Here is a 23989-nt window from a genome sequence, read left to right as displayed (position 1 = left end):
ATCGCGAGCAAGCTTTGCTCCCACAGGGTATCTGGGTTGCCTATAAATCTGCGGTCAAGCCCGCTCCCACATTGGTTCCGGGTGTTTGTTATTCGCCCGTCGCCACGCCCCGCTGGGGATCATTGATCCACTCACTCCACGAGCCAGCGTACAGCCTCCCCAGCGGATACCCCGCCAGGCACAAGGCAAACAGGTTATGACACGCCGTCACACCGGAGCCGCAATAGGCCACCAGGTCGGAGGGCGATCGCTCGCCGAGTTTTTCGGCGAAGCGCTGCTTGAGCTGGTCGGCCGGCAGGAAGCGGCCATCGGCACCCAGGTTGTCGGTGAACGCCGCGCACTGGGCGCCCGGGATATGCCCGGCTATCGGGTCGATGGGCTCGACGTCCCCTTTGAATCGCGGCAACGCCCGGGCGTCCAGCAGGGTCATGTCTGTTTGACCGAGGCGCTGTTGCAGCGCTTGGGCACTGAGCACCACGCTCGCATCCGGCGCCCCGCTGAAGGTCCCGCGACTGTTCTGCGGCGGATCAAGACTCAGTGGCAAGCCAGCGGCATGCCAGGCCTTGAGCCCACCGTTGAGGATGTACACGCCCTCGCGTTTGCCCAGCCAGGCCAGCAACCACCAGGCCCGCGCGGCATAGGCGCCGGGACCGTCGTCGTACAGCACGACATCGCTGTCGTTATCGATCCCCCAGGCCTTGAGGCGCTCGATCAACGCCTCGGGCTCCGGCAGCGGATGACGCCCGGTCACGCCTTTGGTCACCGGCCCACTCAGGTCGCGCTCAAGGTCCGCGAACGATGCACCGGCGATGTGGCCCTCGGCATAACTGCGCTGGCCATAATCCGGGTCTTCCAGGGCAAAACGGCAATCGAGGATGACCAGCCCGGGCTGTGATCGCCGCTGTTCGAGGGCTTGAGGGCTGATGAGTTGCGCAATGGGCATGGTGAACTCCTGTGGCTAAGTCGGGGGTCGGTCCTACTGCCCTTCCTCCAGGGTCTGGGCCAGAGGGACGTAATACTCTTTGAACAGTGCATCCACCTCTTCGCGGGCCTGATCGGTCACGAAACCGGCCTCCAACACCAGTACCTGATACACGCCTCGCTTGATGGCCTGCTCGCTCAGGTGGCTGAAGTTTTCCCGCGTGGTGCACAGGAACCGCACCCAGGACGTGAGAATGATCCAGGCATTGAGGGTCAGGGACTCGATCTGCACCCGGTCCATCTTCAGGATGCCGGCGGCGACAAAACCTTCATAGATGGCGGTACCGTGGATCAGGCAACGCTGGGAAAACCGACGATAGCGGGCCGCAAGGTCCGGGTCGCTGTCGAGCAGATGCTCCAGGTCCCGGTGCAGGAAGCGGTAGCGCCACATGGCCGCCAGCAACTCCTGCAGGTAGAAGCGCTTGTCATCCACCGTGGCCGCACGGCCCTGGGGCGGGCGCAAGAAACTGTCCACCAGGTTCTCGTACTCACTGAACAACACGGCGATGATCGCCTGCTTGTTGGGGAAGTGGTAATAGAGGTTGCCCGGGGACATGTCCATGTGGGCGGCAATGTGGTTGGTGCTGACGCTGCGCTCGCCTTGCTGGTTGAACAGCTCGAGGCTGTTTTGCACGATGCGCTCGCTGGTTTTCATTCGTGGGGCCATGGTTTGGGCTTTAATTCGACGAAGGCATTGATCGGCATCTTACGACCTATCGGTCACAGGAAAAACCCATCGCCGCTACGGATGCCATTGACTTTTTAGAGTATAAGCTCTAGAAAACACCCACTCCAATAATATCCGGTGCCTGACGATGCCTGCCGACGTTGCCTACCTGCACGAGTCTCAACAACAACTGGACGAGCTGCGGTCGCTCTTCGATGCCCAGCGCCAGGCCTACGCGGCCCATCCGATGCCACCGGCCGAACAGCGCCGACAATGGCTCAAGGCACTGCGCGAGGTATTGAGCAACGAACGCCAAGCCTTGATCGACGCCATCAGCCAGGACTTCAGCCACCGAAGCGCCGACGAAACACTGCTGGCCGAGTTGATGCCGAGCCTGCACGGTATCCATTACGCCAGCCGGCACCTCCAGGGTTGGATGAAACCCTCCCGACGCACGGTGGGCATGGCCTTTCAACCGGCATCAGCCAAAGTGATCTATCAGCCGCTGGGCGTGGTCGGCGTCATCGTGCCGTGGAACTACCCGCTGTTCCTGGCCATCGGGCCGCTGGTCGGGGCATTGGCCGCGGGCAACCGGGTGATGCTCAAGCTCAGCGAATCGACACCGGCAACCGGCTTGCTGCTCAAGCAATTGCTGGCCCGGGTCTTCCCCCAGGACCTGGTCTGCGTGGTGCTTGGCGAGGCGGAAATCGGCATGGCGTTTTCCAAGCTGCCCTTCGATCACCTGTTGTTCACCGGCGCCACCAGCATCGGCAAGCATGTCATGCGTGCCGCTGCCGAAAACCTGACCCCTGTCACCCTGGAGCTGGGTGGAAAGTCGCCGGCCATCGTGTCGACCGATGTGCCGCTCAAGGACGCCGCCGAACGCATCGCTTTCGGCAAGACCCTGAATGCCGGGCAAACCTGTGTCGCCCCGGACTACGTGCTGGTGCCGCAGAACCGTGTCGGCGAGTTCGTCGAGGCGTATCGCGAGGCGATTCGCGGGTTCTATCCGACCCTGGCGGACAACCCGGACTACACCGCCGTCATCAACGAACGACAGCTGGCGCGGCTCAACGGCTACATCAGCGACGCCACCAGCAAAGGCGCGTTGCTGATCGAGTTGTTCGAGCAAGGCCAGGGCCGTCGCATGGCCCACAGCCTGCTGCTCAACGTCAGCGATGAGATGACCGTGATGCAGGACGAGATTTTCGGCCCGCTGCTGCCCATCGTGCCCTATGACAATCTGGACCAGGCGTTTGCCTACATCAATCAGCGCCCCCGCCCGCTGGCGCTCTACTACTTCGGCTACAACAAGGCCGAACAGAATCGCGTACTCCACGAAACCCATTCCGGTGGCGTCTGCTTGAACGACACGCTGCTGCATGTCGCCCAGGACGACTTGCCATTCGGCGGCATCGGCCCCTCGGGAATGGGGCATTACCACGGGCACGAGGGTTTCCTGACCTTCAGCAAGGCCAAGGGCGTGCTGACCAAACAGCGATTCAATGCCGCGAAACTGATTTATCCGCCCTATGGCAAGCCTTTGCAGAAACTGATCCAGAAGCTGTTTGTCCGCTGACGCGCCTCTTCCCGGGTAATCACAATAATGAACCCAAGCCTCACCGATACACCCGCGCTGTCACGGCGCGGCCTGCTGAAGTTCAGTCTCGGCGCCAGCGCCTTCCTGGCCACCGTCGGTGTGGGCGCCAGCCTGAGCGGTTGCTCGCCAAGCCAACCGGCCAACGGCCTGGCGGCCCTGCGCGACAGCGACCTGCCATTTTTACGCAGCGTCATCCCCGTGATGCTGGATGGCGCAGTGGCCGTCGGACAGATTACTGCCGCCACTGACGCGACCCTGCGAAGCCTGGACAGCAACCTGGCCCACCTGTCCCCGGCCATGCTCAAGCTCACGCGCCAGCTGTTCGACGTGCTCACGCTGGGCATTACCCGCGGGCCGCTGACCGGGGTCTGGGGCCCGTGGGAAAACGCCAGCGCCGATGACGTCCACCAGTTCCTCGAACGGTGGGAAAACAGCTCGCTGGACCTGCTGCGACAAGGCCATAGCTCGTTGCTGCAACTGGTGATGATGGCCTGGTATACCCAATCCAAAGCCTGGGCGCATTGCGGGTATCCAGGACCGCCAACGGTCTGAAAACCAAGTTAAACCCTGTGGGAGCGAGCTTGCTCGCGATTGCGGTGCGTCAGTCAATACAGTTGCTGCTGATCCGACGCCATCGCGAGCAAGCTCGCTCCCACAGGGGTACCGCAAACTCATAACAATAAGAGAGCCCTGAACATGCCCGTACCCGATCCCTTCCGCGAAGGCCTGGCCCGTGGCTGGACCACCTACAACGGCGCGCAGTTGCCCCAGGACCTGACCCTGGAAGCGGACGTGGCCATCGTTGGCAGCGGTGCTGGCGGCGGCACCACGGCAGAAATTCTCAGCGCCGCCGGCTACCGCGTGTTGCTGATCGAGGAAGGTCCGCTCAAGACCAGTCATGACTTCACACTGCTCGAAGACCAGGCCTACAGCAGCCTGTATCAGGAAGGCCTCGGGCGCATGAGCAAGGACGGCGCCATCACCATTCTCCAGGGCCGGGCCGTCGGTGGCACGACGCTGATCAATTGGACCTCCAGCTTCCGCACGCCCGACCAGACCCTCGACCACTGGGCCGCCGAGCACAACGTAAAAGGCCACGGCCGCGCTGAAATGGCGCCCTGGTTTGCGCAGATGGAACAACGCCTGGGCGTGGCTCCGTGGCTGGTTCCACCCAATGCCAACAACGACGTGATCCGCAAAGGCTGTGAACAATTGGGCTACGCCTGGCACGTCATCCCGCGCAACGTACGCGGCTGCTGGAACCTGGGCTATTGCGGCATGGGCTGCCCGACCAACGCCAAGCAGTCGATGCTGGTCACCACCATCCCGGCCACGCTGGACAAGGGCGGCGCGCTGCTTTACCTGGCGCGGGCCGAGCGTCTGACGATCAAGAACGATGCCGTCATCGGCCTCGAGTGCCAAGCCATGGACGAACGTTGCGTGGCGCCGACCGGGCGGCGCATCACCGTCAAGGCGCGGCATTACGTGCTGGCGGGCGGCGGCATCAATAGTCCCGGATTGCTGCTGCGCTCCGATGCGCCAGACCCGCATGAACGTGTGGGCAAGCGCACCTTCCTGCACTTGGTGAACATGTCCGCCGGGCAATTCGACGAGGTCATCAACCCGTTCTACGGCGCGCCGCAATCGATTTATTCGGATCATTTCCAATGGCAGGACGGCACCACCGGCAAAATGTCCTACAAGCTTGAAGTCCCGCCCTTGCACCCGGCCCTGGCCGCCACGCTATTGGGCGGGTTCGGCCCCGAGAACGCTTTGCACATGTCTCGACTGCCCCATACCCACGCGATGCTGGCGCTGTTGCGCGACGGTTTTCATCCGGACAGCCCCGGCGGCAGCGTCGAGTTGCGCAGCGACGGCACGCCCGTGCTCGATTATCCCGTTACGCCGTATGCCTGGGATGGCTTGCGCCGGGCCTTCCACAGCATGGCCGAGATCCAGTTTGCCGGCGGCGCCAAGGCAGTCATGCCTTTGCACAGCGACGCCCGCTACGTAACGACGCTGGCCGAAGCCCGCACACTGATCGACGGACTCGGCCTGGCCTTGTACCGCACACGCCTGGGCAGCGCCCACGTAATGGGCGGTTGCGCCATGGGTGAGGACCCGAAAACCGCAGTCGCCGACAGCCTTGGCCGCCATCACCAACTGGGCAACCTGTCGATCCATGACGGCTCGCTGTTCCCCACCAGCATCGGCGCCAACCCGCAATTATCGGTGTACGGACTGACCGCGCAATTGGCGACGGCCCTGGCCGAGCGCCTGAAAAATCCATGAATAGCCGGATTATTCGCACCGTCTATAGTGCTTTCTTACGCAACAGCCGACTTGGCCGACCGAGAAGGCTGCGATACCATCCGACTCCCCAACGGACTCCCGCCAGGACGACGCGATGAACCGAGTGTTGTACCCAGGTACCTTCGACCCTATTACCAAGGGCCATGGCGATCTGGTCGAACGCGCCGCGCGCCTGTTCGACCATGTGATCATTGCCGTCGCCGCCAGCCCGAAGAAAAACCCGCTGTTCCCGCTGGAACAACGTGTGGAACTGGCCCGCGAGGTCACCAAGCACCTGCCCAACGTGGAAGTGGTCGGTTTCTCGACGCTTTTGGCGCACTTTGCCAAGGAAAAGAACGCCAATGTGTTCCTGCGCGGCCTGCGGGCGGTCTCGGACTTCGAGTACGAGTTCCAACTGGCCAACATGAACCGCCAACTGGCACCGGACGTCGAGAGCCTGTTCCTGACGCCGTCGGAGCGCTACTCCTTCATTTCCTCGACGCTGGTCCGGGAAATCGCGGCGTTGGGCGGAGATATCACCAAGTTCGTCCACCCGGCCGTGGCCGATGCGCTGACCCTGCGCTTCAAGAAATAACCCGCGGGCTGCGACCCGCTTCGCGGCCCAGCACAGCGCAGTCCATCGCGCCCGCGTGCACTGCGCTCGCCAATGCGGCACAATTGCGCCCATACGTTTTTCATATGCCCGGGCCCAACGCCCCGGCAGGAGCCTGCATGTCCCTGATCATCACCGACGACTGCATCAATTGCGACGTCTGCGAACCCGAATGCCCGAACGAGGCCATTTCCCAAGGCGAAGAGATCTACGTCATCGACCCGAACTTGTGCACCCAGTGCGTCGGCCATTACGACGAACCCCAGTGCCAGCAGGTCTGCCCGGTGGATTGCATCCCCCTGGACGAGGCTCATCCGGAAACTGAAGAACAGTTGATGGCGAAGTATCGCAAGATTACTGGCAAGGCTTGAGCCTTTGGGCGGCCCTGCAGACCCCATCGCGAGCAAGCTCGCTCCCACAAGGGATTTGCGTCAGGCAAAAATGGTGTAGGCACCGCAGATCCCTGTGGGAGCGAGCTTGCTCGCGATGAAGCCATCAGCCGCACCGAACGCGTCACTCCTGCCGCTCAAACCCCTCCCCAATACACCCCAGGCACCGCACAAACGTGGCCTTAGCCGGGTCCACCACCAGCGCCTTGCCCGCATCGCCGACTCCGCCGCCCAGCGCGGTAAAGGGCAACGACACCACGAATGCCCCGGCGCCAATCACCGTGGCGGCGAGCAGCAGCGGACGGGCGATCAGCAGGTCGCCGAGCATGGCGAAGGCCGGCGGGTTCTGGATGGTGTAGCGCGGGTCGCCGCTGCCGTCGCTTGCCAGGGCAGGCAAACCGACACTCAGCAGCAGCGCTAGAACGACAGGTCGAAGCAGTTTCATGGGCGATCCTTCGGCTAAATACTACTGACTATAGACCGTAGGACAAATCAGCTCTGGCAGCGTGGACACCAGACGCTCGCACGCTGGCCGAGGCGGATTTCCCGCAGCCCCGTACCACACACCTTGCACAGCTCCCCGCCCCGGCCATAGACGAATAGCTCCTGCTGGAAATAGCCGGGCTGGCCGTCCCCACCGATAAAGTCCCGCAACGTGGTGCCACCGCGCTCGATGGCATGGGCGAGGATGCGCTTGATCTCGATGGCCAGCTTCAGGTAACGCGCCCGGGAAATGCCTCCGGCGGCCCGGCGTGGGTCGATCCCGGCGGCGAACAGCGCCTCGGTCGCGTAGATATTGCCCACGCCCACCACCACCGCGTTGTCCATGATGAACGGCTTGACCGCCATGGACCGCCCCCGCGAAAGCTGGAACAACCGTTCGCCATCGAACAGGTCGGTCAACGGCTCGGGACCGAGGCGAATCAACAGCTCGTGATTGAGCGGGTCGAGGCTCCAGAGCATCGCGCCAAAGCGTCGAGGATCGGTGTAGCGCAGGGCCAGGCCGGACTCCAGCTCGATGTCCACGTGCTCGTGCTTGGCGGCGGGCATACCAACTTCCACCAAGCGCAGGTTGCCGGACATGCCCAGGTGGCTGATCAACGTGCCGACCTCGGCATTGATCAACAGGTACTTGGCCCGCCGCTCCACCTGCACGATGCGCTGGCCCGAGAGCCGCACGTCGAGATCTTCCGGGATCGGCCAGCGCAGGCGACGGTCGCGGACCACCACGCGACTGACCCGCTGGCCTTCAAGATGGGGCGCGATGCCGCGACGGGTGGTTTCGACTTCCGGCAGTTCTGGCATGAGGCTCTCGAGTCAGGCGAAGCACCGCACTCAACGAGTGGCGAGGTCGCGAATTTCCTGTTTCTGGGTCTGGAAGTCGTATTCCGACAACCCGATGTAATCGAGCACAAGGCTCCCGACGCTATCCCACTCGTGGTCTTCGGCCTGATTGCCGAGCACCCGGTAGGACGCACAGATGTTCTCGGACATCTTCAGGATCGCCAGCAGGTTCTTCAACTGGCTGTTGTTGCGTGAAGACTCGTCGCTGAAGATCGCCAGGGCGTTGTGGTGGTTGGCGATGGCTTGGCTGACGTGATCCGGCAGGCGCCAGGATTTGGAGGTGTAGTAGCCAACCACCGCATGGTTGGTGTTGAACACGCGGTTCTCGGTGTCCACCACCCGGCACTCGGCGCTGGCATTGGCGTAGGCCTCTTCCAGCACGCCCATGTAGCTGGGGAACTGTTTGAGCATCAACGGCACGCCGCAATCGTGGAACAACCCCAGCGCATAGGCTTCGTCACCGTTTTCCAGGCCGACGCGCTTGGCCAGGGTCAGGCTGGTCATCGCCACATCCTGGGCGGTATCCCAGAAGCGGTTCAGGGTGACGATGGCGTCGTCGTGCAGCTCGCCCTTGATCGACTGCGCATTGATCAGGTTGATGATCGAACGGCTGCCCAACAGGTTCACCGCGCGCTGGATCGAGGTGATCTTGTTGCGCAGGCCGTAATACGGCGAGTTGACGATCTTGAGCAAGGCCCCTGAGAGGCCCGGGTCCTGGGAGATCAACTTGGCGATGGTCTCCAGGTCCGGGTCGGGCATGTACTGTTCCATCTGCAGATCCACCATGATCTGCGGCTGGGGCGGCACGCTGATGCCTTGCAAGGACTGTTGGATCTGTTCGGCGGAAAGTTCTTTGGACATGCGTACACACTCCGGGTCAGGCGGGGATTCTAACCCTTAAAGATGGATCCGATACACCGTCGGGCCACCGATCGTCCTTCAAGCCCGCCAACCCCTGCAACACGGTATACTCCCGCTCTTTTTTCCGGAGCGACGTCATGTCCCTGCCTAGCCTGCGCCTCAAAGCCAACGCCGACCGTCGCCTGCGCGCCGGCCACCTGTGGGTCTACAGCAACGAAATCGATGTGGCCGCCACCCCGCTGCACGGCTTCAAGGCCGGCGACCAGGCCATCCTCGAAGCCGCCGGCGGCAAGCCGCTGGGCATCGTTGCGATGAGCCCCAACAACCTGATCTGCGCCCGGCTGCTGTCCCGTGACGTGAAGCTGCCGCTGGACAAGTCCCTGCTGGTGCATCGCCTCAACGTGGCGTTGTCCCTGCGCGAGCGGCTGTTCGACAAGCCGTTCTATCGCCTGGTCTACGGTGACTCCGACCTGTTGCCAGGCCTGGTGGTCGACCGTTTCGGCGACATCCTGGTGGTGCAGATCGCCTCGGCCACCATGGAAGCCCACAAGGACGACGTGATCGCCGCCCTTACCCAGGTGCTCAAGCCCAGCGGCATCCTGTTCAAGAACGACTCCGCGGCCCGTGACGCCGAAGGCCTGAACCGCTACGTCGAGACCGTGTTCGGCCTGGTGCCGGAATGGGTCGCCCTGGAAGAGAACGGCGTGAAGTTCGAAGCGCCGGTCATGGAAGGCCAGAAAACCGGCTGGTTCTACGACCACCGCATGAACCGCGCACGCCTGGCCCCATACGCCAAGGGCAAGCGCGTCCTGGACCTGTTCAGCTACATTGGCGGCTGGGGCGTGCAAGCCGCGGCGTTCGGTGCCAGTGAAGTGTTCTGCGTCGATGCCTCGGCCTTCGCCCTCGACGGCGTCGAGCGCAACGCCGCGTTGAACGGCTTCGCCGAGAAACTGACCTGCATCGAAGGCGACGTGTTCGAAGCCCTGAAGGAACTCAAGGCCAGCGAAGAACGTTTCGACGTGATCGTGGCCGACCCGCCCGCTTTCATCAAGCGCAAGAAAGACCTGAAAAACGGTGAAGGCGCCTATCGTCGCCTCAACGAACAAGCCATGCGCCTGCTCAGCAAGGACGGCATCCTGGTCAGCGCGTCGTGCTCGATGCACCTGCCCGAAGACGATCTGCAAAACATCCTGCTGACCAGCGCCCGTCATCTGGACCGCAACATCCAACTGCTCGAGCGCGGCGGCCAGGGGCCAGACCATCCGGTACACCCGGCCATTGCCGAAACCCGCTACATCAAGAGCATCACCTGCCGGTTGTTGCCCAACAGCTGAGGCCGGACGGGGCCAGGGCCGTAGCGCTGTGCCCCGCACACTCCAATTGCATTCTGATCGCAGCCTTGGCTGCGATTTTTTTTGCGCACCTGAATAAGTCTGTAGGAGTCCCCCCACACAATTACCAGAGCCTTCCTACTCAATCTCCCCCTCGTCTGGCAGGCATGACGCATTAGGATTGAAAGCGATCCTCAGGTACGTCTTGGAACTGTTCGATGACTGATCCGCAAAACCACCTGGCCGCCCGCAAACCTGCCACCATCGCCCTGTTGCTGACCCTGACATTGCTCGGTGTCTTTCCGATCGATGTGGTGCTGCCCTCGTTTCCTGCACTTTCCGAGCACTTTGAACGTCCATCGTCGGACATTGCCCTGTCTGTCAGCCTGTACGCGGTAGGTATCGCCCTTTCACAACTGCTGATCGGTCCGCTTTCCGACGTAATGGGACGAAAAAATCTGCTGCTGATCGGGATCACCGTTGCAGCCATCGGCGCAACAGGTTGCGTGCTCGCCGACAATTACTGGTCCTTTCTGTTCTTGCGTATCGTTCAAGCCTTGGGGTGCGGTTGTTTCGTGCTGTCCCAGGCGCTGATCCAAGACCTGTTCACTGGCCAGGAACAACAGCGACTGCGGATCTTCCTGGTCACCTGCGGGGGTATTTTCATTTCCGTTTCCCCCCTGGCCGGCACCGGGCTGCAAAGCTGGATGGGCTGGCGTGGCAGTTTCCTGGTGTTCATTGCCCTGGCAATCGGCGCATTCATCGGTGCCAGTCGTCTACTTCAACACTCCGCGGCAGGCAGCCAACCCAGGCGCCTGGATTTCATCGCAGCCTATCGAACGGTCTGCGCGGACTTCAGTTTCATGGCCTATTGGCTAACCTCGGCACTGGCTTTTTCCTGCCATTTTTCGTTCATCGTCATTTCACCGTTGGTCCTGATCGACCAGTTGCACCTCTCTCCCGAGGCTTTTTCGTTGGCGCTACTGGGCTATGGACTGGCCTATATCGGTGGCGGAGCCGTCGCGACCTTGCTGAGCAATCGAATCGATCCACAGGCACAAATCATCACGGGCCTGGGCCTGATCCTCGTCGCAGGACTGCTGATGCTGGGGCTCGCCAATCAACTGGGCTTGTCAGTCACCACCCTGTTACTGCCCATGATCGTGTGCACCGCCGGAACGACCATTGCCCGCGCAGCCGCCCACACCCAAGCCATGAATAGATTTCCCGGGCAGGCCGGTACGTCCGCCTCGGCCGGTAGCGTGCTGATCTTCATCGTCGGCGGGCTGACCAGTGCCGCGATCAGCCTCGCACCGCTGGACTTGCAAGTCACCCTGGCTCTCTGCCTGGTCCTGCTCAGCCTGCTGGGGCTGGCACTCAATGCCCTGGTCCGGTATCGCTACCGGGGGTTGTTGGCCGACTGAAGCCTGCCAGTCGTCATCCCGCGCACGACATTGGCGCCCGATCAGCGCTTTGCGTCATTTCATCCTGGCGCCAGCGGTGTAGAATCGCGTCATTCATCGCCATTCATCCCCGGCGGGTTTATGAGCTCATGCTGAGGCGCGCAGTGATCCTGCAAAGTCATCAGCCACTTGCGGACACACGGCCAAACCCGGGTGCTCCAGACGTCGACAGAAGCTCACTTCCCCATTGATACCTGATAAGTACCTGATTAGCCGCCCGGAGTGCTCCATGCCTGATTACCGCTCGAAAACATCCACCCATGGCCGCAACATGGCCGGCGCCCGTGCCTTGTGGCGCGCCACGGGGATGAAGGATGACGACTTCAAGAAGCCGATCATCGCCATTGCCAACTCCTTCACCCAGTTCGTACCGGGCCACGTCCACCTCAAGGACCTCGGCCAACTGGTTGCCCGGGAAATCGAACGTGTCGGCGGCGTAGCGAAAGAATTCAATACCATCGCCGTGGACGACGGCATCGCCATGGGCCACGACGGCATGCTCTATTCGCTGCCGAGCCGCGAGATCATCGCCGACTCCGTCGAATACATGGTCAACGCCCATTGCGCCGACGCCATCGTGTGCATTTCCAACTGCGACAAGATCACCCCGGGCATGCTCATGGCCGCCCTGCGCCTGAACATCCCGGTGATCTTCGTCTCCGGCGGCCCGATGGAAGCCGGCAAGACCAAGCTCGCCAGCCACGGCCTCGACCTGGTCGATGCCATGGTGATCGCCGCCGACTCCAGCGCCTCTGACGAGAAGGTCGCCGAGTACGAGCGCAGCGCCTGCCCGACCTGCGGTTCGTGCTCCGGCATGTTCACCGCCAACTCGATGAACTGCCTGACCGAAGCCCTGGGCCTGGCCCTGCCGGGCAACGGTTCGACCCTGGCCACCCACAGTGATCGCGAGCAGCTGTTCCTCCAGGCTGGCCGGACCATCGTCGAGCTGTGCAAGCGCTACTACGGCGAGAACGACGAGTCGGTGCTGCCGCGCAACATCGCCAACTTCAAGGCGTTCGAAAACGCCATGACCCTGGACATCGCCATGGGCGGTTCCACCAACACCATCCTGCACTTGCTGGCCGCTGCCCAGGAAGCCGAGATCGATTTCGACCTGCGCGACATCGACCGCCTGTCCCGTCACGTGCCACAACTGTGCAAGGTCGCGCCGAACATCCAGAAGTACCACATGGAAGACGTGCACCGTGCCGGCGGGATCTTCAGCATCCTCGGTTCCCTGGCCCGTGGCGGCCTGTTGCACACCGACCTGCCGACCGTGCACAGCAAGACCATGGCCGAAGGCATCGCCAAGTGGGACATCACCCAGACCACCGACGAGGCCGTGCATCACTTCTTCAAGGCCGGCCCGGCGGGCATCCCGACGCAAACCGCGTTCAGCCAGTCGACCCGTTGGGAAAGCCTGGACGACGACCGTGAAAACGGCTGCATCCGCAGCGTCGAGCACGCGTACTCCAAGGAAGGTGGCCTGGCCGTGCTGTACGGCAACATCGCCCTGGATGGCTGCGTGGTGAAAACCGCCGGCGTCGACGAGTCGATCCATGTGTTCGAAGGCAACGCGAAGATTTTCGAAAGCCAGGACAGCGCCGTGCGCGGCATCCTCGCTGACGAAGTGAAGGCCGGCGACATCGTGATCATTCGCTACGAAGGTCCGAAAGGCGGCCCAGGCATGCAGGAAATGCTCTACCCAACCTCCTACCTGAAATCCAAGGGCCTGGGCAAAGCCTGCGCCTTGCTGACCGATGGCCGGTTCTCCGGCGGTACCTCGGGCCTGTCCATCGGCCACGCTTCGCCGGAGGCTGCAGCGGGCGGCGCCATCGGTCTGGTACGGGACGGTGACAAGGTCCTGATCGACATTCCGAACCGCTCGATCAACCTGTTGATCAGCGACGAAGAACTGGCCGGGCGCCGCGTCGAACAGGACAACAAGGGCTGGAAACCAGTGGAAGTGCGTCCACGCAAAGTCACTACAGCCCTCAAGGCCTACGCCCTGCTCGCCACCAGCGCCGACAAGGGCGCGGTGCGTAACAAGGCGATGCTTGACGGCTTGTAAGCGTCTACAGCAGCCATAAAAATGCCCCGCCAAGTGCGGGGCATTTTTTGGCTCCTGTTCGGCCCTTGGAGCCAAGTGATCTTTTGTGGCGAGGGAGCTTGCTCCCGCTGGGTCGCGAAGCGGCCCCAAAATTCGCCCTCACCTCAATGTGTGAGCTGACGACCTTGGGGCTGCTGCGCAGCCCAGCGGGAGCAAGCTCCCTCGCCACAGGGTTCCTTGGTATCCCTGTGGTGGGGCTTACTGGATATCTTCCGGTTTGACGATCACCCAGTTCTTGTCCGCCGTCACCGGCAGTCCTTCCTTGGCTTGGGCCGCGGCGTGTTTAGCCATCATGCCGTTAATCTGGGTCATGTATTTGTCCTTGCGGTTGACCCACAGGTGGATACCGCCCTTGGCCACGTCCACATCGTGGAACAGCATGTAGCCGTCACTGCTCGGCGTGTCACCCGCCACCAACACCGGTTTTTTCCATTCGTCGATGTACGTCAGGATCGCCGCGTGCTTGCCGGCCATCCAGGTCGCCGGGGTCCACAGGTAAGGCGTGTACTCCAGGCCAAGGTTGGCCTTCTCGTCATATTTGCCGTTGGTGATCTGCTTGCGGGCGGTGGTCAGTTCGCCGGTCTTGCGGTCCTTGAGCAGCGTGGTCACACCGATTACGTTCTGCGGCTTGAGGTTGTAGCCGTACTTCGGATCGGAGGCGACCATGCGCACCAGCTCTTCGGAAGCGGCGGTCATGACATAGACCTCGATGCCGTTTTCCATCAGCTTGTTGTACAGCTCGGCCTGGCCGGTGAAGATTTTCGGCGGGTTGACGTTGTACTGGACCACCTTGTCGCCATCGTAATAGGTGGTCGGCACCGGCTTGCCGGACGCCATCAGCTCGTCGACATAGCCCTTGAGCTCCTTGAGGGTAAAGCCGGAAAACACCTGGGCCACCCACGGGTAGCAGACCATGTCATCGACTTCGCACAGGCGGTAGTAGTAGCTGAACAGGCTTTCCTTGTGGTCGGCGGTGTCCTTGAACGGCATCAGCTTCAAAGACGGGTCCAGGGTTTCCCGGGTGATGAGGCCCTTGTTCTCCATGAACGGCAGCAACGACTCTTCCAGATCGTAGCGGTAACTGGTGTTGTCCATGTCGAACACCGCGTAGTTACCCTTGTTGGCGTTGGCCGCGATCATCGTCTCCAGAGCCTTGGCTTGTTCCGCCGGCCAGTGTTTGAGATCGGTGGCGAGTGCCTGGCCAGCGAGACCAAGACTCAAGGCGACAGCGAGAAAACGAGGTGCGAGCTTCATCGGCATTTCTCCCGGGTTCAAAGAACTCGACGCTAACAAATGCTTGTGACAGTCCTCGCCTGCCCGCGACCGCTTGCGTCTTGATAGCGCCAGCGACATATCCGTAAACGCCACCGCCTTATTCCATAAACGACAATCTACATGCGTTTTTAGTATTAATTCATTAGTTATCAGACTGTTAGGCTTCCCGGCTCACAGTCGCAGCTTCGGGCGACTGGCACGTCTTATCGGAGTCTCTTTTGATGAATCTGCCGCTGATCCTCAACCTGCTGGTGTTCCTCGCCTTGCTGTTCGGCCTGGCACAAACCCGTCACCGCACTTGGAGCCTGGCGAAAAAAGTGCTGCTGGCACTGGTGCTGGGCGTGGTGTTCGGCATTGCGTTGCACACGATTTACGGCGCCGGCAGCCCGGTACTCAAGGCCTCGATCGGCTGGTTCGACCTGGTGGGCAACGGCTATGTGCAGTTGCTGCAAATGATCGTGATCCCGCTGGTCTTCGCCTCGATTCTCAGCGCCGTGGCCCGCCTGCATAACGCCTCGTCCCTGGGCAAGATCAGCTTCCTGACCATCGGCACGCTGCTGTTCACCACCGCCATCGCCGCGCTGATCGGCATTGGCCTGACCAACCTGTTCGGCCTCACCGCCGAAGGCCTGGTGGCAGGCACCCAGGAACTGGCGCGCCTGCAAGTGATCCAGAGCGACTACGCCGGCAAGGTCGCCGACCTGAACATCCCGCAATTACTGCTTTCGTTCATCCCACAGAACCCCTTTGCCGACCTGGCCCGGGCCAAGCCGACCTCGATCATCAGCGTGGTGATCTTCGCCGCGTTCCTCGGGGTCGCGGCGTTGCAGTTGCTCAAGGACGACGTGGAGAAAGGGCAGAAAGTGATCAACGCCATCGACACTCTGCAAAGCTGGGTGACGCGCCTGGTGCGCCTGGTGATGAAGCTGACGCCGTACGGTGTGCTAGCGCTGATGACCAAGGTGGTGGCCGGTTCCAACCTGCAGGACATCATCAAGCTCGGCAGTTTTGTCGTGGTGTCGTACCTGGGGCTGGGCCTGATGTTCGTGGTCCATGGCCTGCTGGTGTCCGCTGCCGGGATCAACCCGTTGCGCTTTTTCCGCAAGATCTGGCCGGTGCTGACCTTCGCCTTCACCAGCCGCTCCAGCGCGGCCACCATCCCGTTGAGCATTGAAGCCCAGACCAGCCGCCTCGGCATTCCACGGGCGATTGCCAGCTTCAGCGCCTCGTTCGGCGCCACCATCGGCCAGAACGGTTGTGCCGGCCTTTATCCGGCCATGCTGGCGGTGATGGTCGCGCCGACTGTGGGCATCAACCCGTTGGATCCGGTGTGGATCGCGACACTGGTGGCGATTGTGACATTAAGTTCGGCCGGAGTGGCCGGGGTCGGTGGCGGCGCGACGTTCGCCGCGCTGATCGTGCTGCCGGCCATGGGCTTGCCGGTCTCGCTGGTGGCGTTGCTGATTTCCGTCGAACCGCTGATCGACATGGGCCGTACAGCGTTGAACGTCAGCGGCTCGATCACCGCCGGGGCGATTACCAGCCAGGTGATGCAGCAGACTGACAAGGCGTTGCTCGATGCGCAGGAGCATGGGGAGCTGGTGCACGCTTGATGGGGAGTACCTGCTGAATCGCTATCGCGAGCAAGCTCGCTCCCACAGTGGCAGACGGTGATCGCAGAGTGTGTGTTCACCGAAAATCCAATGTGGGAGCGAGCTTGCTCGCGATGCTTTTAGCGCTTTTCCCACACCTCAAAGCTATAGGCCGGCTTGTCCCCTTCGGCCGGGTTCGGCTGGTTCGAAACCAGCGTCCATTGGCTCGAATCGAACTCAGGAAACCACGCGTCACCCTCAGGGCTCAGCGCCACGCGGGTCAGGTACAGTCGATCCGCCTGCCCCAGGGCCTGGGCGTACAGTTGGGCGCCGCCGATCAACATCAACTCGTCGACGCCCTGCTCCAGTGCCCACGCCTCGGCCCGCGCCACCGCAGCCTCCAGGGTGGAGAACACTTGCGCGCCTTCCAGCACCAGGCCCGACTGGCGGCTGACCACGATGTTCAGGCGTCCCGGCAGCGGTCGACCGAGGGAATCCCAGGTCTTGCGCCCCATGATGATCGGCTTGCCCAGGGTGGTGGCCTTGAAGTATTTGAAATCCCCCGGCAGGTGCCAGGGCATGCTGTTGTCGACGCCGATCACACGGTTTTCACCGAGGGCTGCGATCAGGCTTAAGGGGAGAGTTTTGTTCATGGCCGCGAGGATACCAGAGGCTCGGCGTACCCCGACAGGCATCACAGCGGTTATGCTCAACCCTCATTCGAGCAACGGAAGCACTCGTGACAGTACTGCAGAACCTCTGGTTGACCGAGACGATACGCCTGCGTGAAGAACACGCCGGCCCGCTCGAGGACCAGGAAGCCAATCGCCTGGCCCGTGGGGCCGGCGGCGACTTAGCCACGCGCATCCGCCACCGCGCCCGCTGGCTGGCCGAACGCGATGGCCTCACCGAAGCCCTGCGCCATTGGCTGCAAGGCGCGCGCCTGGCGCTGATCGCATTGGCGCTGCTCGCCGTCATCAGCGGCGCCGGCCTGGGCTTTGCCGCACTTGGCAACGGGCAGGCACCGGTCAATGTGTTCTGGGCCTTGGGCAGCCTGTTGGGGCTGAACCTGATCCTGCTCAGCGGCTGGGCCCTGGGCCTGATATTCGCAGGCGAGCAAGGTGCCACGCTGGGACGCCTGTGGCTGTGGCTCAGCGAAAAACTCGCCCGCGACGCCAAGGCCGCCCAACTGGCGCCGGCCCTGCTGCTGTTGCTGCAACGGCACAAACTCAATCGCTGGGCTCTCGGCGTGTTGGTCAATGGCCTGTGGCTGCTGGCGATGCTCAGCGCGCTGGTCATCGTCCTGCTGCTGATGGCGACCCGGCGCTATGGCTTTGTCTGGGAAACCACCATCCTCGGCGGCGAGACCTTCGTCGCCATGACCCAGGCCCTCGGCGCGCTGCCAGCCCTGCTGGGCTTCAGCGTGCCGACGGTGGACATGATCCGCGCCAGTGGCGATGCCGCCCTGAACATCGAGAGCGCCCGCCAGGCCTGGGCTGGCTGGCTGGTCGGTGTGCTGCTGGTCTATGGCCTGTTGCCGCGCTTGTGCCTGGCACTGCTGTGCCTGTGGCGCTGGCGGCGCGGCCGCGCCACCCTGCGCCTGGACTTGAACCTGCCGGGCTACGCCCAATTGCGTGAACGGCTGATGCCCAGCAGCGAGCGACTGGGCGTCAACGACGCCGCCCCCGCGCAACTGCATCCCATCGAAAGTGCTGTCAGCGCCATGAACAGCGACGGCGCGCTGCTGGTGGCAATCGAGTTGGACGACCGGCCCTGGCCGCCCAAGCTGCCCGAAACCGTAAAAAGCGCCGGCATTCTCGATAGCCGCGAGTCGCGCCACAAACTCCTCGAACAACTGTCACGCTTTCCGCCGGCACGCCTGGCAATTGCCTGCGACCCACGCCGTTCACCGGACCGCGGCAGCCTGGCGCTGATCGCCGAGCTGGCCCGCAGCGCCAGCGCCACCCGCGTCTGGTTGTTGCAGGCGCCGCCCGGCGAGGCGCTGGACGCCGAGCGCCTGGGCGACTGGCACGCCGCGCTGCAACAGTTGCAGTTGCCCTTCGCCGACTGCATGCCCTTGAACTGGCTGGAGACCGGCCATGACTGAGCCCATCAAGCCGCTGAAGCTGGCGGTGGTCGGCCACACCAATGTCGGCAAGACCTCGCTGCTGCGCACCTTGACCCGCGACGTCGGCTTCGGCGAAGTGTCCCATCGCCCGAGCACCACCCGGCATGTCGAGGGGGCGCGCCTGTCGGTGGATGGCGAAGCGCTGCTGGAACTGTACGACACCCCGGGCCTGGAAGACGCCATCGCCCTGCTCGATTACCTCGAGCGCCTGGAGCGTCCGGGCGAACGCCTGGACGGCCCGGCGCGCCTGGCCCGTTTCCTTGAGGGCAGCGAGGCGCGGCAACGCTTCGAACAAGAAGCCAAAGTGCTGCGGCAACTGCTCGCCAGCGACGCCGGGCTGTATGTGATCGATGCCCGGGAGCCGGTGCTGGCCAAGTACCGCGATGAATTGGAAGTCCTCGCCAGTTGTGGCAAGCCGCTGCTGCCGGTGTTGAATTTCGTCAGCAGCGCCCACCATCGCGAGCCCGACTGGCGCGAAGCCCTGGCGCGATTGGGGCTGCACGCCCTGGTACGTTTTGACAGCGTGGCTCCGCCCGAGGACGGCGAGCGACGTCTGTATGAGAGCCTCGCGCTGTTGCTGGAAAGCGCCCGTGGGCAACTGGAACGCCTGGTCGCCGACCAACAGGCCCAACGCCTGGCCCGCCAGCAGAGCGCAGCGCGCTTGATCGCCGAACTGCTGATCGACTGTGCCGCCTGCCGACGCAGCGTCGCCAGCGACGCCGAGCTGGAACGCGAGGCCATCAGTGAACTGCGCAGCGCGGTGCGTCAGCGCGAACAGCGTTGTGTCGAGGCCCTGCTCAAGCTCTACGCGTTCCGTCCCCTGGACGCCGCCGCCAGCGATCTGCCGCTGCTCGACGGACGTTGGGGCGATGACCTGTTCAACCCCGAGACCCTCAAGCAACTGGGCGTACGCGTCGGTGGCGGGATCGCGGCGGGCGCAGCGGCCGGGGCCGGCGTGGATTTGCTGGTGGGCGGCCTGACCCTTGGCGCCGCCGCCCTGGCCGGGGCCATTGTCGGCGGCACCCTGCAAACCGCCCGCAGCTATGGCAACCGGCTGATGGGCAAGCTCAAGGGGCAACGGGAATTGACGGTGGACGACAGCGTGCTGCGCCTGTTGGCCCTGCGCCAACGCCAACTGCTGCAAGCCCTCAACCAGCGCGGCCATGCGGCGATGGACAGCATCCGCATCGTCACGCCCCAGGACAAGACCTGGCGCGAGGGCAAGCTGCCCGAAGCCTTGAACAAGGCGCGGGCGCATCCGCAATGGTCATCCCTGAACACTCAACCGCGATTGAGCCAGGCAGAACGCCAGGAGCTGATTGAGCAGTTGGCTGAGCAGCTCTAAGCGACACAGAACCTTGTGCCAAGTACACAAAACCCTGTGGCGAGGGGATTTATCCCCGCTGGGCTGCGTAGCAGCCCCAAGAGTCGCACAGGTGATTGATACACCGAGGTGTTTTATTTTGGGGTTGCTTCGCAACCCAACGGGGATAAATCCCCTCGCCACAAAAGCCATCCATCAATCGCTGTTCAGGGCCTTGAGGGCCGCCGCCGCTTCAGGCAACTCCAACTCACTGAACACCTTCACGCCATGCCGCTTGAGCAACGCCGCCGTCACGCCTTCACCGCTGACCTTCACCCCGCTGAACGTTCCGTCATAGGTCAACAGGTTGCCGCACGACGGGCTGTTGGCCTTGAGCACGGCGATGCGGATGCCGTGTTCACGCACCCGTTCCAGCGCTTGATACGCGCCTGACAGGAACTGCGCACTCACGTCTTCGCCATCGGTGGTGATGACCGCTGCCTGGCCGTCGAGCACTTGCCCGCCCTGCCCGCCAGGAATCTCCGCCGCCGCCCGAGGCGTAGGCAAGCCGCCGGCGACTTCCGGGCACAGCGGCACGATCCGGCCTTCGTCGAGCCACTGCTGAAGTTGATCGAACGGCCCGCTGGCACCGCCGTCGTAGCGCACGCGATGCCCGAGCAGGCAGCGACTGACCAGGATCTTTTCCATCGTCAGAAAAACTCGTTGCCGCGACGGCGGAACCAACCGGTCAAGGACAGGCGATCACGCGTGGCCGGCAGTACTTCGTGGGGAATGTCCCCCGACAGGAACACCACCAGGCAACCACCAATGGGCACCACGTCCTGCTCCAGGTTTTCGTCGAGGTACATGCGTAACTGGCCGCCGTGTTCCGGCAACCAGTCGTCATTGAGGTAGAGCACCGCCGATACCATGCGGCGGTCGTCATCGCGGAAGCGGTCGACGTGCCTGAGGTAAAACGCGCCGGGTGGGTAGAGGGCAAAGTGACTTTCGAAGTCTTCCAGGCCCAGGAACAACCCGCGATTCATCGCCTCGCGCAGGCTGTCCATCAGCCCCAGGTAATGGTCGCAGGCTTGCGCCTGGCCGGCTTCGATCCACTGGATGTGATCACCCCGGATCCCTTCGCGGATCTCCGAGAACGGCCCACGCCCGACCGCTGCCGGGGCCAGTTCGCCCTCGGCGGCGCGCTGGCGGCATTCGGCCGCCAAGGCGCGGGTCAGCGCCTCCGGCAGGAAGAGGTTCTGCTGCGACCAGCCGCGCTCGGCCAGGTCGTCGACGATACGTAACAGCAGCGGGTGATCAGAAGGTATTTGCATGGCGCGCATAGTATGCCTGTGCCTGCAAAACCGACAGCGCCACGCAGCGGGTTCGCTGTGTCGGTTTGCTGCGTCAAATTGCACCGCCGTACGAACTTGATACGAATTCTCGACAAGACCCCACACCCCACGGAGAATAGTCGGCTGCTGACAGGAGTCCCTATGCGCCGTTTGCTTTTCTCACTGTTGATGTTCTGCGTTTTGCCCGCCTGGGCAGACAGCTACGACCAGTTGTACAAGGTCGCCGGCTGGCCGGAACAGCGGGCGCATTTCAGTGATGCCTTGAGCGCCGCCCAGCAGCGCTATCAGAGCAGCCTGCCGCCGGCGGTGTTCCAGGCGCTGGTGAACAACAGCAATCAACGTTTCGCCCCCCAGGCCATGGACCAGCGGGCCGAGGCGCAAATGCGCAAGAATCTTCATGACCCTCAGCCGGCCCTGAGCTTCTTCCAATCGCCTTTGGGCCGCAAAGTCGTGGCAGCTGAGTTGCTGGCGACCCGGCGTGATCAATTGGCGAAAAACGCCAAGGGCCTGCCGAAGATGCCAGCCAGCGACAACCGCCTGTTGATCATCGGCCACCTGGCCCAGGCGCTGCCCGCCCGCGAGGCCGGCGCCGAAGTCAGCCTGGCGATCGCTGGCGTGGCGGCCGACAGCCTGAGTTCGATGATCCCGGGGCTCTTGGGGGCCGGCCAGGCCCAGGGCATGTTGAATGGACAACGCCAACGGTTAATGGAACAGATCGGCACGGACCTGAACAACACGCTGTTGTACGTCTACCGTGACCTCACGGATACCGAGCTGGAAGAATTCGCCACCTTCGCCGAATCGACCGAGGGGCAGGCTTATTATCAAGCGGCCCTGGCGGCGATTCGGGCGGGGTTGGCGGTGGGGCAGAATCTCGGGCAGTAGTTCAGCGCCGCCATCGCGAGCAAGCTCGCTCCCACATTGGATCTCGCTGTTCAATACCCTGTGGGAGCGAGCTTGCTCGCGATAGCAATAGCCCGGTCACCGCCGAACCCGGCTCATCCGCTTCGTCAGAAAACCAAACATCTCCTGCCGCAACGCCAGCGCCTCATTCGCCAAATGATGGCGTCCCTCGGGCAACATCAACACCTGCGGCCGGTCGAACTTGCTGCGCAGCACTTGCAGGTTGTGCGCCCAATCCACCGTCATGTCCGCCTGTCCCTGCACGATCAATGGCTGGCGCGGGCTGCTCGGGGCGGCTTCGATACGCTTGATCCATTGCCCCAGCGCGCCCACCCACGCGGTGGGCAGGCGCAGCGGTTGCAACGGATCGGCTTGCAGGAATGGCAGGAATTGCGGGTCGGTAGAGTTCTCGCTGAAACGCCGGGCAATACCGGTCACGAAGGGCTTGAGCAGGTAATAACTCAAGCGCGACCAGCCCCAGGCCCGCGGCCGCACCAGGGGCGACAGCAGGATGACCTGGCCCTGGGCCGGGCTCTGTGCGCCCTGGTTGAGCACGTGATCGACGACGATCGCCCCGCCGGTGCTTTGCCCGCACAGATGCCAGGGTTGCGGCAGGTCCAGCGTCCCGGCCTCGGCCAACAGGCCTTGCAACGCGGCCTGGTATTCGGCGAAATCCTCGATGCTGGCGCGTTCGCCGCTGGACAGGCCATGGCCCGGCAGGTCACAGGCGATCACCGCGAATTTCTGCTCCAGGGCCCATTCGATCAAGTGCCGGTACAGCCCCATGTGATCGTAGTAGCCGTGGAACACAAACAAGGTCGCCACGGCTTTTTCCGGCCACCAGACCTGGCTGACCAACTCATACCCACCCACCTCGAAACGCCCCAATCCCTTGCGCACACTCCGCTGGGGAAAGTCCAGGCCATAGAAACGCTGATAGGCCTGGGCTTGCTCGGACAGGGCTTGCCACTGGGCCAGCGGTTGCAGGCTGGCACGCAGGAGATCGGGATCGAAAGTGGCAGGCATCAAGATTTCCAGGCATAGGCGCATTGCGCGAAACTGACTTTCCAAGCCTGCGATATTCATCTGTCGCGGCAAGCATGGCAAGCTACGCGGCCTCAGAGGATCGACTCCATGCGCCCGTCCCACCGCACGACCTTGCTCGCCAGCCTGCTTGCCCTCGGATGTGCCGTCGTATTGTGGGCGGCCTATGACTGGTTCCAGGGCCGTTTCCTGCGGACTTTCAGCCAACACACCGCGGTGTTTTCCGGCGACCCCTTGCGCCTGCCTGCCGATCTGGCCGGCCCCGGCGCGATCCGCCTGGTGCATTTCTGGGACCCGGCGTGCCCGTGCAACGTCGGCAACCAGCAACACCTTGCCGAGCTGGTCGATAAATATGTACCGCAAGGCGTCGAGTTTTATGCGGTACAAAAGCCCGGCAGCCACGGTCAGTTACCGGCCACCCTGAACAGCCTCAAGGCGCTCCCGAGCCTGCCCGGCTCAAACCAGATCCCCGCCAGCCCGGCCGTGGCGATCTGGGATCGCAGCGGCCAGCTCGCGTATTTCGGTCCCTACAGCGAAGGCCTGACCTGCAATTCGAGCAACAGCTTCATCGAGCCGATTCTCGAGGCGTTGAGCGGCGGTCGGGCGGTCAATGCAACTCATACGATGGCGGTGGGTTGCTATTGTCCGTGGGCACAGGACACATCAGGCAAGGAATAAGACGAAAAATCCTCCCGAGGAGCGATGCGAAGTCGCGCAGCGGCATGTTAAACAGGGAAC

General features: G+C 62.9%; 23 protein-coding genes. 13 read left to right on the top strand and 10 right to left on the bottom strand.

Translation table 11 applies throughout. The annotated features are described in order from the left end of the window. Positions 1–88: 88 nt before the first annotated feature. Positions 89–943 carry a sulfurtransferase gene (locus Q7F16_RS10880; protein ID WP_409555776.1) on the bottom strand — a complete coding sequence of 285 codons (855 nt, stop codon included), beginning with the start codon at positions 941–943 and terminating at the stop codon, positions 89–91. A 33-nt stretch (positions 944–976) separates the two neighbouring features. After that, positions 977–1648 carry a TetR/AcrR family transcriptional regulator gene (locus Q7F16_RS10875; RefSeq protein ID WP_046063227.1) on the bottom strand — a complete coding sequence of 224 codons (672 nt, stop codon included), beginning with the start codon at positions 1646–1648 and terminating at the stop codon, positions 977–979. Between the two features lie 148 nt (positions 1649–1796). Here Q7F16_RS10875 and Q7F16_RS10870 point away from each other — a divergent pair, with 148 nt between their 5' ends. From Q7F16_RS10870 to Q7F16_RS10850, 5 genes are all read left to right on the top strand, one after another. After that, a complete protein-coding gene (locus tag Q7F16_RS10870) occupies positions 1797–3227 on the top strand; it encodes a coniferyl aldehyde dehydrogenase (RefSeq protein WP_079302973.1) in 1431 nt (476 codons plus the stop codon). Positions 3228–3254: 27 nt separating this feature from the next. Continuing rightward, complete coding sequence (locus Q7F16_RS10865) at positions 3255–3800, top strand: twin-arginine translocation pathway signal protein (RefSeq protein WP_409555775.1); 546 nt, start codon at positions 3255–3257, stop codon at positions 3798–3800. 144 nt (positions 3801–3944) lie between these two features. Continuing rightward, entirely contained in the window at positions 3945–5540 is a 1596-nt protein-coding gene (locus tag Q7F16_RS10860) for a GMC family oxidoreductase (RefSeq protein ID WP_409555774.1), read from the top strand. 115 nt (positions 5541–5655) lie between these two features. After that, on the top strand, positions 5656–6135 hold the full coding sequence (gene coaD, locus Q7F16_RS10855; protein ID WP_003177462.1) for a pantetheine-phosphate adenylyltransferase: 480 nt from the start codon (positions 5656–5658) through the stop codon (positions 6133–6135). Positions 6136–6272: 137 nt separating this feature from the next. Next, on the top strand, positions 6273–6524 hold the full coding sequence (locus Q7F16_RS10850; protein ID WP_003206534.1) for a YfhL family 4Fe-4S dicluster ferredoxin: 252 nt from the start codon (positions 6273–6275) through the stop codon (positions 6522–6524). A gap of 142 nt (positions 6525–6666) precedes the next feature. Here Q7F16_RS10850 and Q7F16_RS10845 read toward each other — a convergent pair whose 3' ends face one another. From Q7F16_RS10845 to Q7F16_RS10835, 3 genes are read right to left on the bottom strand one after another with little or no spacing between them, the layout of a single operon-like run. Continuing rightward, positions 6667–6987, bottom strand: coding sequence for a hypothetical protein (locus Q7F16_RS10845; RefSeq protein WP_014340695.1), 321 nt, complete (start codon positions 6985–6987; stop codon positions 6667–6669). A gap of 47 nt (positions 6988–7034) precedes the next feature. Continuing rightward, positions 7035–7847, bottom strand: a complete 813-nt coding sequence (mutM, locus tag Q7F16_RS10840; protein ID WP_046063223.1) for a bifunctional DNA-formamidopyrimidine glycosylase/DNA-(apurinic or apyrimidinic site) lyase — start codon at positions 7845–7847, stop codon at positions 7035–7037. Positions 7848–7877: 30 nt separating this feature from the next. Continuing rightward, positions 7878–8693, bottom strand: a complete 816-nt coding sequence (locus Q7F16_RS10835) for an HDOD domain-containing protein (protein ID WP_161798356.1) — start codon at positions 8691–8693, stop codon at positions 7878–7880. Positions 8694–8884: 191 nt separating this feature from the next. On the opposite strand from Q7F16_RS10835, the gene Q7F16_RS10830 reads away from it, so the two are divergent. The 3 genes from Q7F16_RS10830 to ilvD all read left to right on the top strand — a co-directional run bounded on the left by Q7F16_RS10830 (position 8885) and on the right by ilvD (position 13612). Next, on the top strand, positions 8885–10081 hold the full coding sequence (locus Q7F16_RS10830) for a class I SAM-dependent rRNA methyltransferase (RefSeq protein WP_003206543.1): 1197 nt from the start codon (positions 8885–8887) through the stop codon (positions 10079–10081). 215 nt (positions 10082–10296) lie between these two features. Next, the gene (locus tag Q7F16_RS10825) at positions 10297–11502 is read left to right on the top strand and encodes an MFS transporter (protein ID WP_409555773.1); all 1206 of its coding nucleotides are present in this window, start codon (positions 10297–10299) and stop codon (positions 11500–11502) included. Between the two features lie 268 nt (positions 11503–11770). Then, a complete protein-coding gene (ilvD, locus tag Q7F16_RS10820; RefSeq protein WP_014340697.1) occupies positions 11771–13612 on the top strand; it encodes a dihydroxy-acid dehydratase in 1842 nt (613 codons plus the stop codon). A gap of 237 nt (positions 13613–13849) precedes the next feature. Here the strand turns inward: ilvD and Q7F16_RS10815 are convergent, their stop codons facing one another. After that, positions 13850–14905, bottom strand: coding sequence for a phosphorylcholine phosphatase (locus Q7F16_RS10815; protein ID WP_014340698.1), 1056 nt, complete (start codon positions 14903–14905; stop codon positions 13850–13852). 242 nt (positions 14906–15147) lie between these two features. Between Q7F16_RS10815 and Q7F16_RS10810 the strand changes: the two genes are divergently transcribed. Next, the gene (locus tag Q7F16_RS10810) at positions 15148–16539 is read left to right on the top strand and encodes an L-cystine transporter (protein ID WP_409555772.1); all 1392 of its coding nucleotides are present in this window, start codon (positions 15148–15150) and stop codon (positions 16537–16539) included. A 119-nt stretch (positions 16540–16658) separates the two neighbouring features. Here the strand turns inward: Q7F16_RS10810 and Q7F16_RS10805 are convergent, their stop codons facing one another. Next, a complete protein-coding gene (locus Q7F16_RS10805; protein WP_024616217.1) occupies positions 16659–17171 on the bottom strand; it encodes a dihydrofolate reductase in 513 nt (170 codons plus the stop codon). 86 nt (positions 17172–17257) lie between these two features. Between Q7F16_RS10805 and Q7F16_RS10800 the strand changes: the two genes are divergently transcribed. Then, the gene (locus tag Q7F16_RS10800; RefSeq protein WP_409555771.1) at positions 17258–18625 is read left to right on the top strand and encodes a DUF2868 domain-containing protein; all 1368 of its coding nucleotides are present in this window, start codon (positions 17258–17260) and stop codon (positions 18623–18625) included. Next, on the top strand, positions 18618–19991 hold the full coding sequence (locus Q7F16_RS10795; RefSeq protein ID WP_409555770.1) for a GTPase/DUF3482 domain-containing protein: 1374 nt from the start codon (positions 18618–18620) through the stop codon (positions 19989–19991). Before Q7F16_RS10800 ends, Q7F16_RS10795 begins: the two co-directional genes overlap by 8 nt. 174 nt (positions 19992–20165) lie before the next feature. Here Q7F16_RS10795 and Q7F16_RS10790 read toward each other — a convergent pair whose 3' ends face one another. Together Q7F16_RS10790 and Q7F16_RS10785 are read right to left on the bottom strand one after the other, a co-directional pair. Next, on the bottom strand, positions 20166–20657 hold the full coding sequence (locus Q7F16_RS10790; RefSeq protein ID WP_409555769.1) for a DUF523 domain-containing protein: 492 nt from the start codon (positions 20655–20657) through the stop codon (positions 20166–20168). Between the two features lie 2 nt (positions 20658–20659). After that, on the bottom strand, positions 20660–21292 hold the full coding sequence (locus tag Q7F16_RS10785; RefSeq protein WP_079305738.1) for a 2OG-Fe(II) oxygenase: 633 nt from the start codon (positions 21290–21292) through the stop codon (positions 20660–20662). Positions 21293–21445: 153 nt separating this feature from the next. On the opposite strand from Q7F16_RS10785, the gene Q7F16_RS10780 reads away from it, so the two are divergent. Continuing rightward, the gene (locus Q7F16_RS10780) at positions 21446–22189 is read left to right on the top strand and encodes a DUF2059 domain-containing protein (protein ID WP_186649272.1); all 744 of its coding nucleotides are present in this window, start codon (positions 21446–21448) and stop codon (positions 22187–22189) included. Between the two features lie 96 nt (positions 22190–22285). Here Q7F16_RS10780 and Q7F16_RS10775 read toward each other — a convergent pair whose 3' ends face one another. Next, positions 22286–23233 (bottom strand): alpha/beta hydrolase, encoded by a 948-nt coding sequence (locus Q7F16_RS10775; protein ID WP_409555768.1) that lies wholly within the window; start codon positions 23231–23233, stop codon positions 22286–22288. Between the two features lie 108 nt (positions 23234–23341). Between Q7F16_RS10775 and Q7F16_RS10770 the strand changes: the two genes are divergently transcribed. Beyond that, complete coding sequence (locus tag Q7F16_RS10770) at positions 23342–23929, top strand: DUF6436 domain-containing protein (protein WP_409555767.1); 588 nt, start codon at positions 23342–23344, stop codon at positions 23927–23929. The last annotated feature ends 60 nt before the right edge of the window (positions 23930–23989 follow it).

This window comes from Pseudomonas sp. Lb2C2, assembly GCF_052112205.1.
Lineage (GTDB): Bacteria > Pseudomonadota > Gammaproteobacteria > Pseudomonadales > Pseudomonadaceae > Aquipseudomonas > Aquipseudomonas kilonensis.
This window is presented reverse-complemented; position numbering and strand designations above follow the sequence as displayed.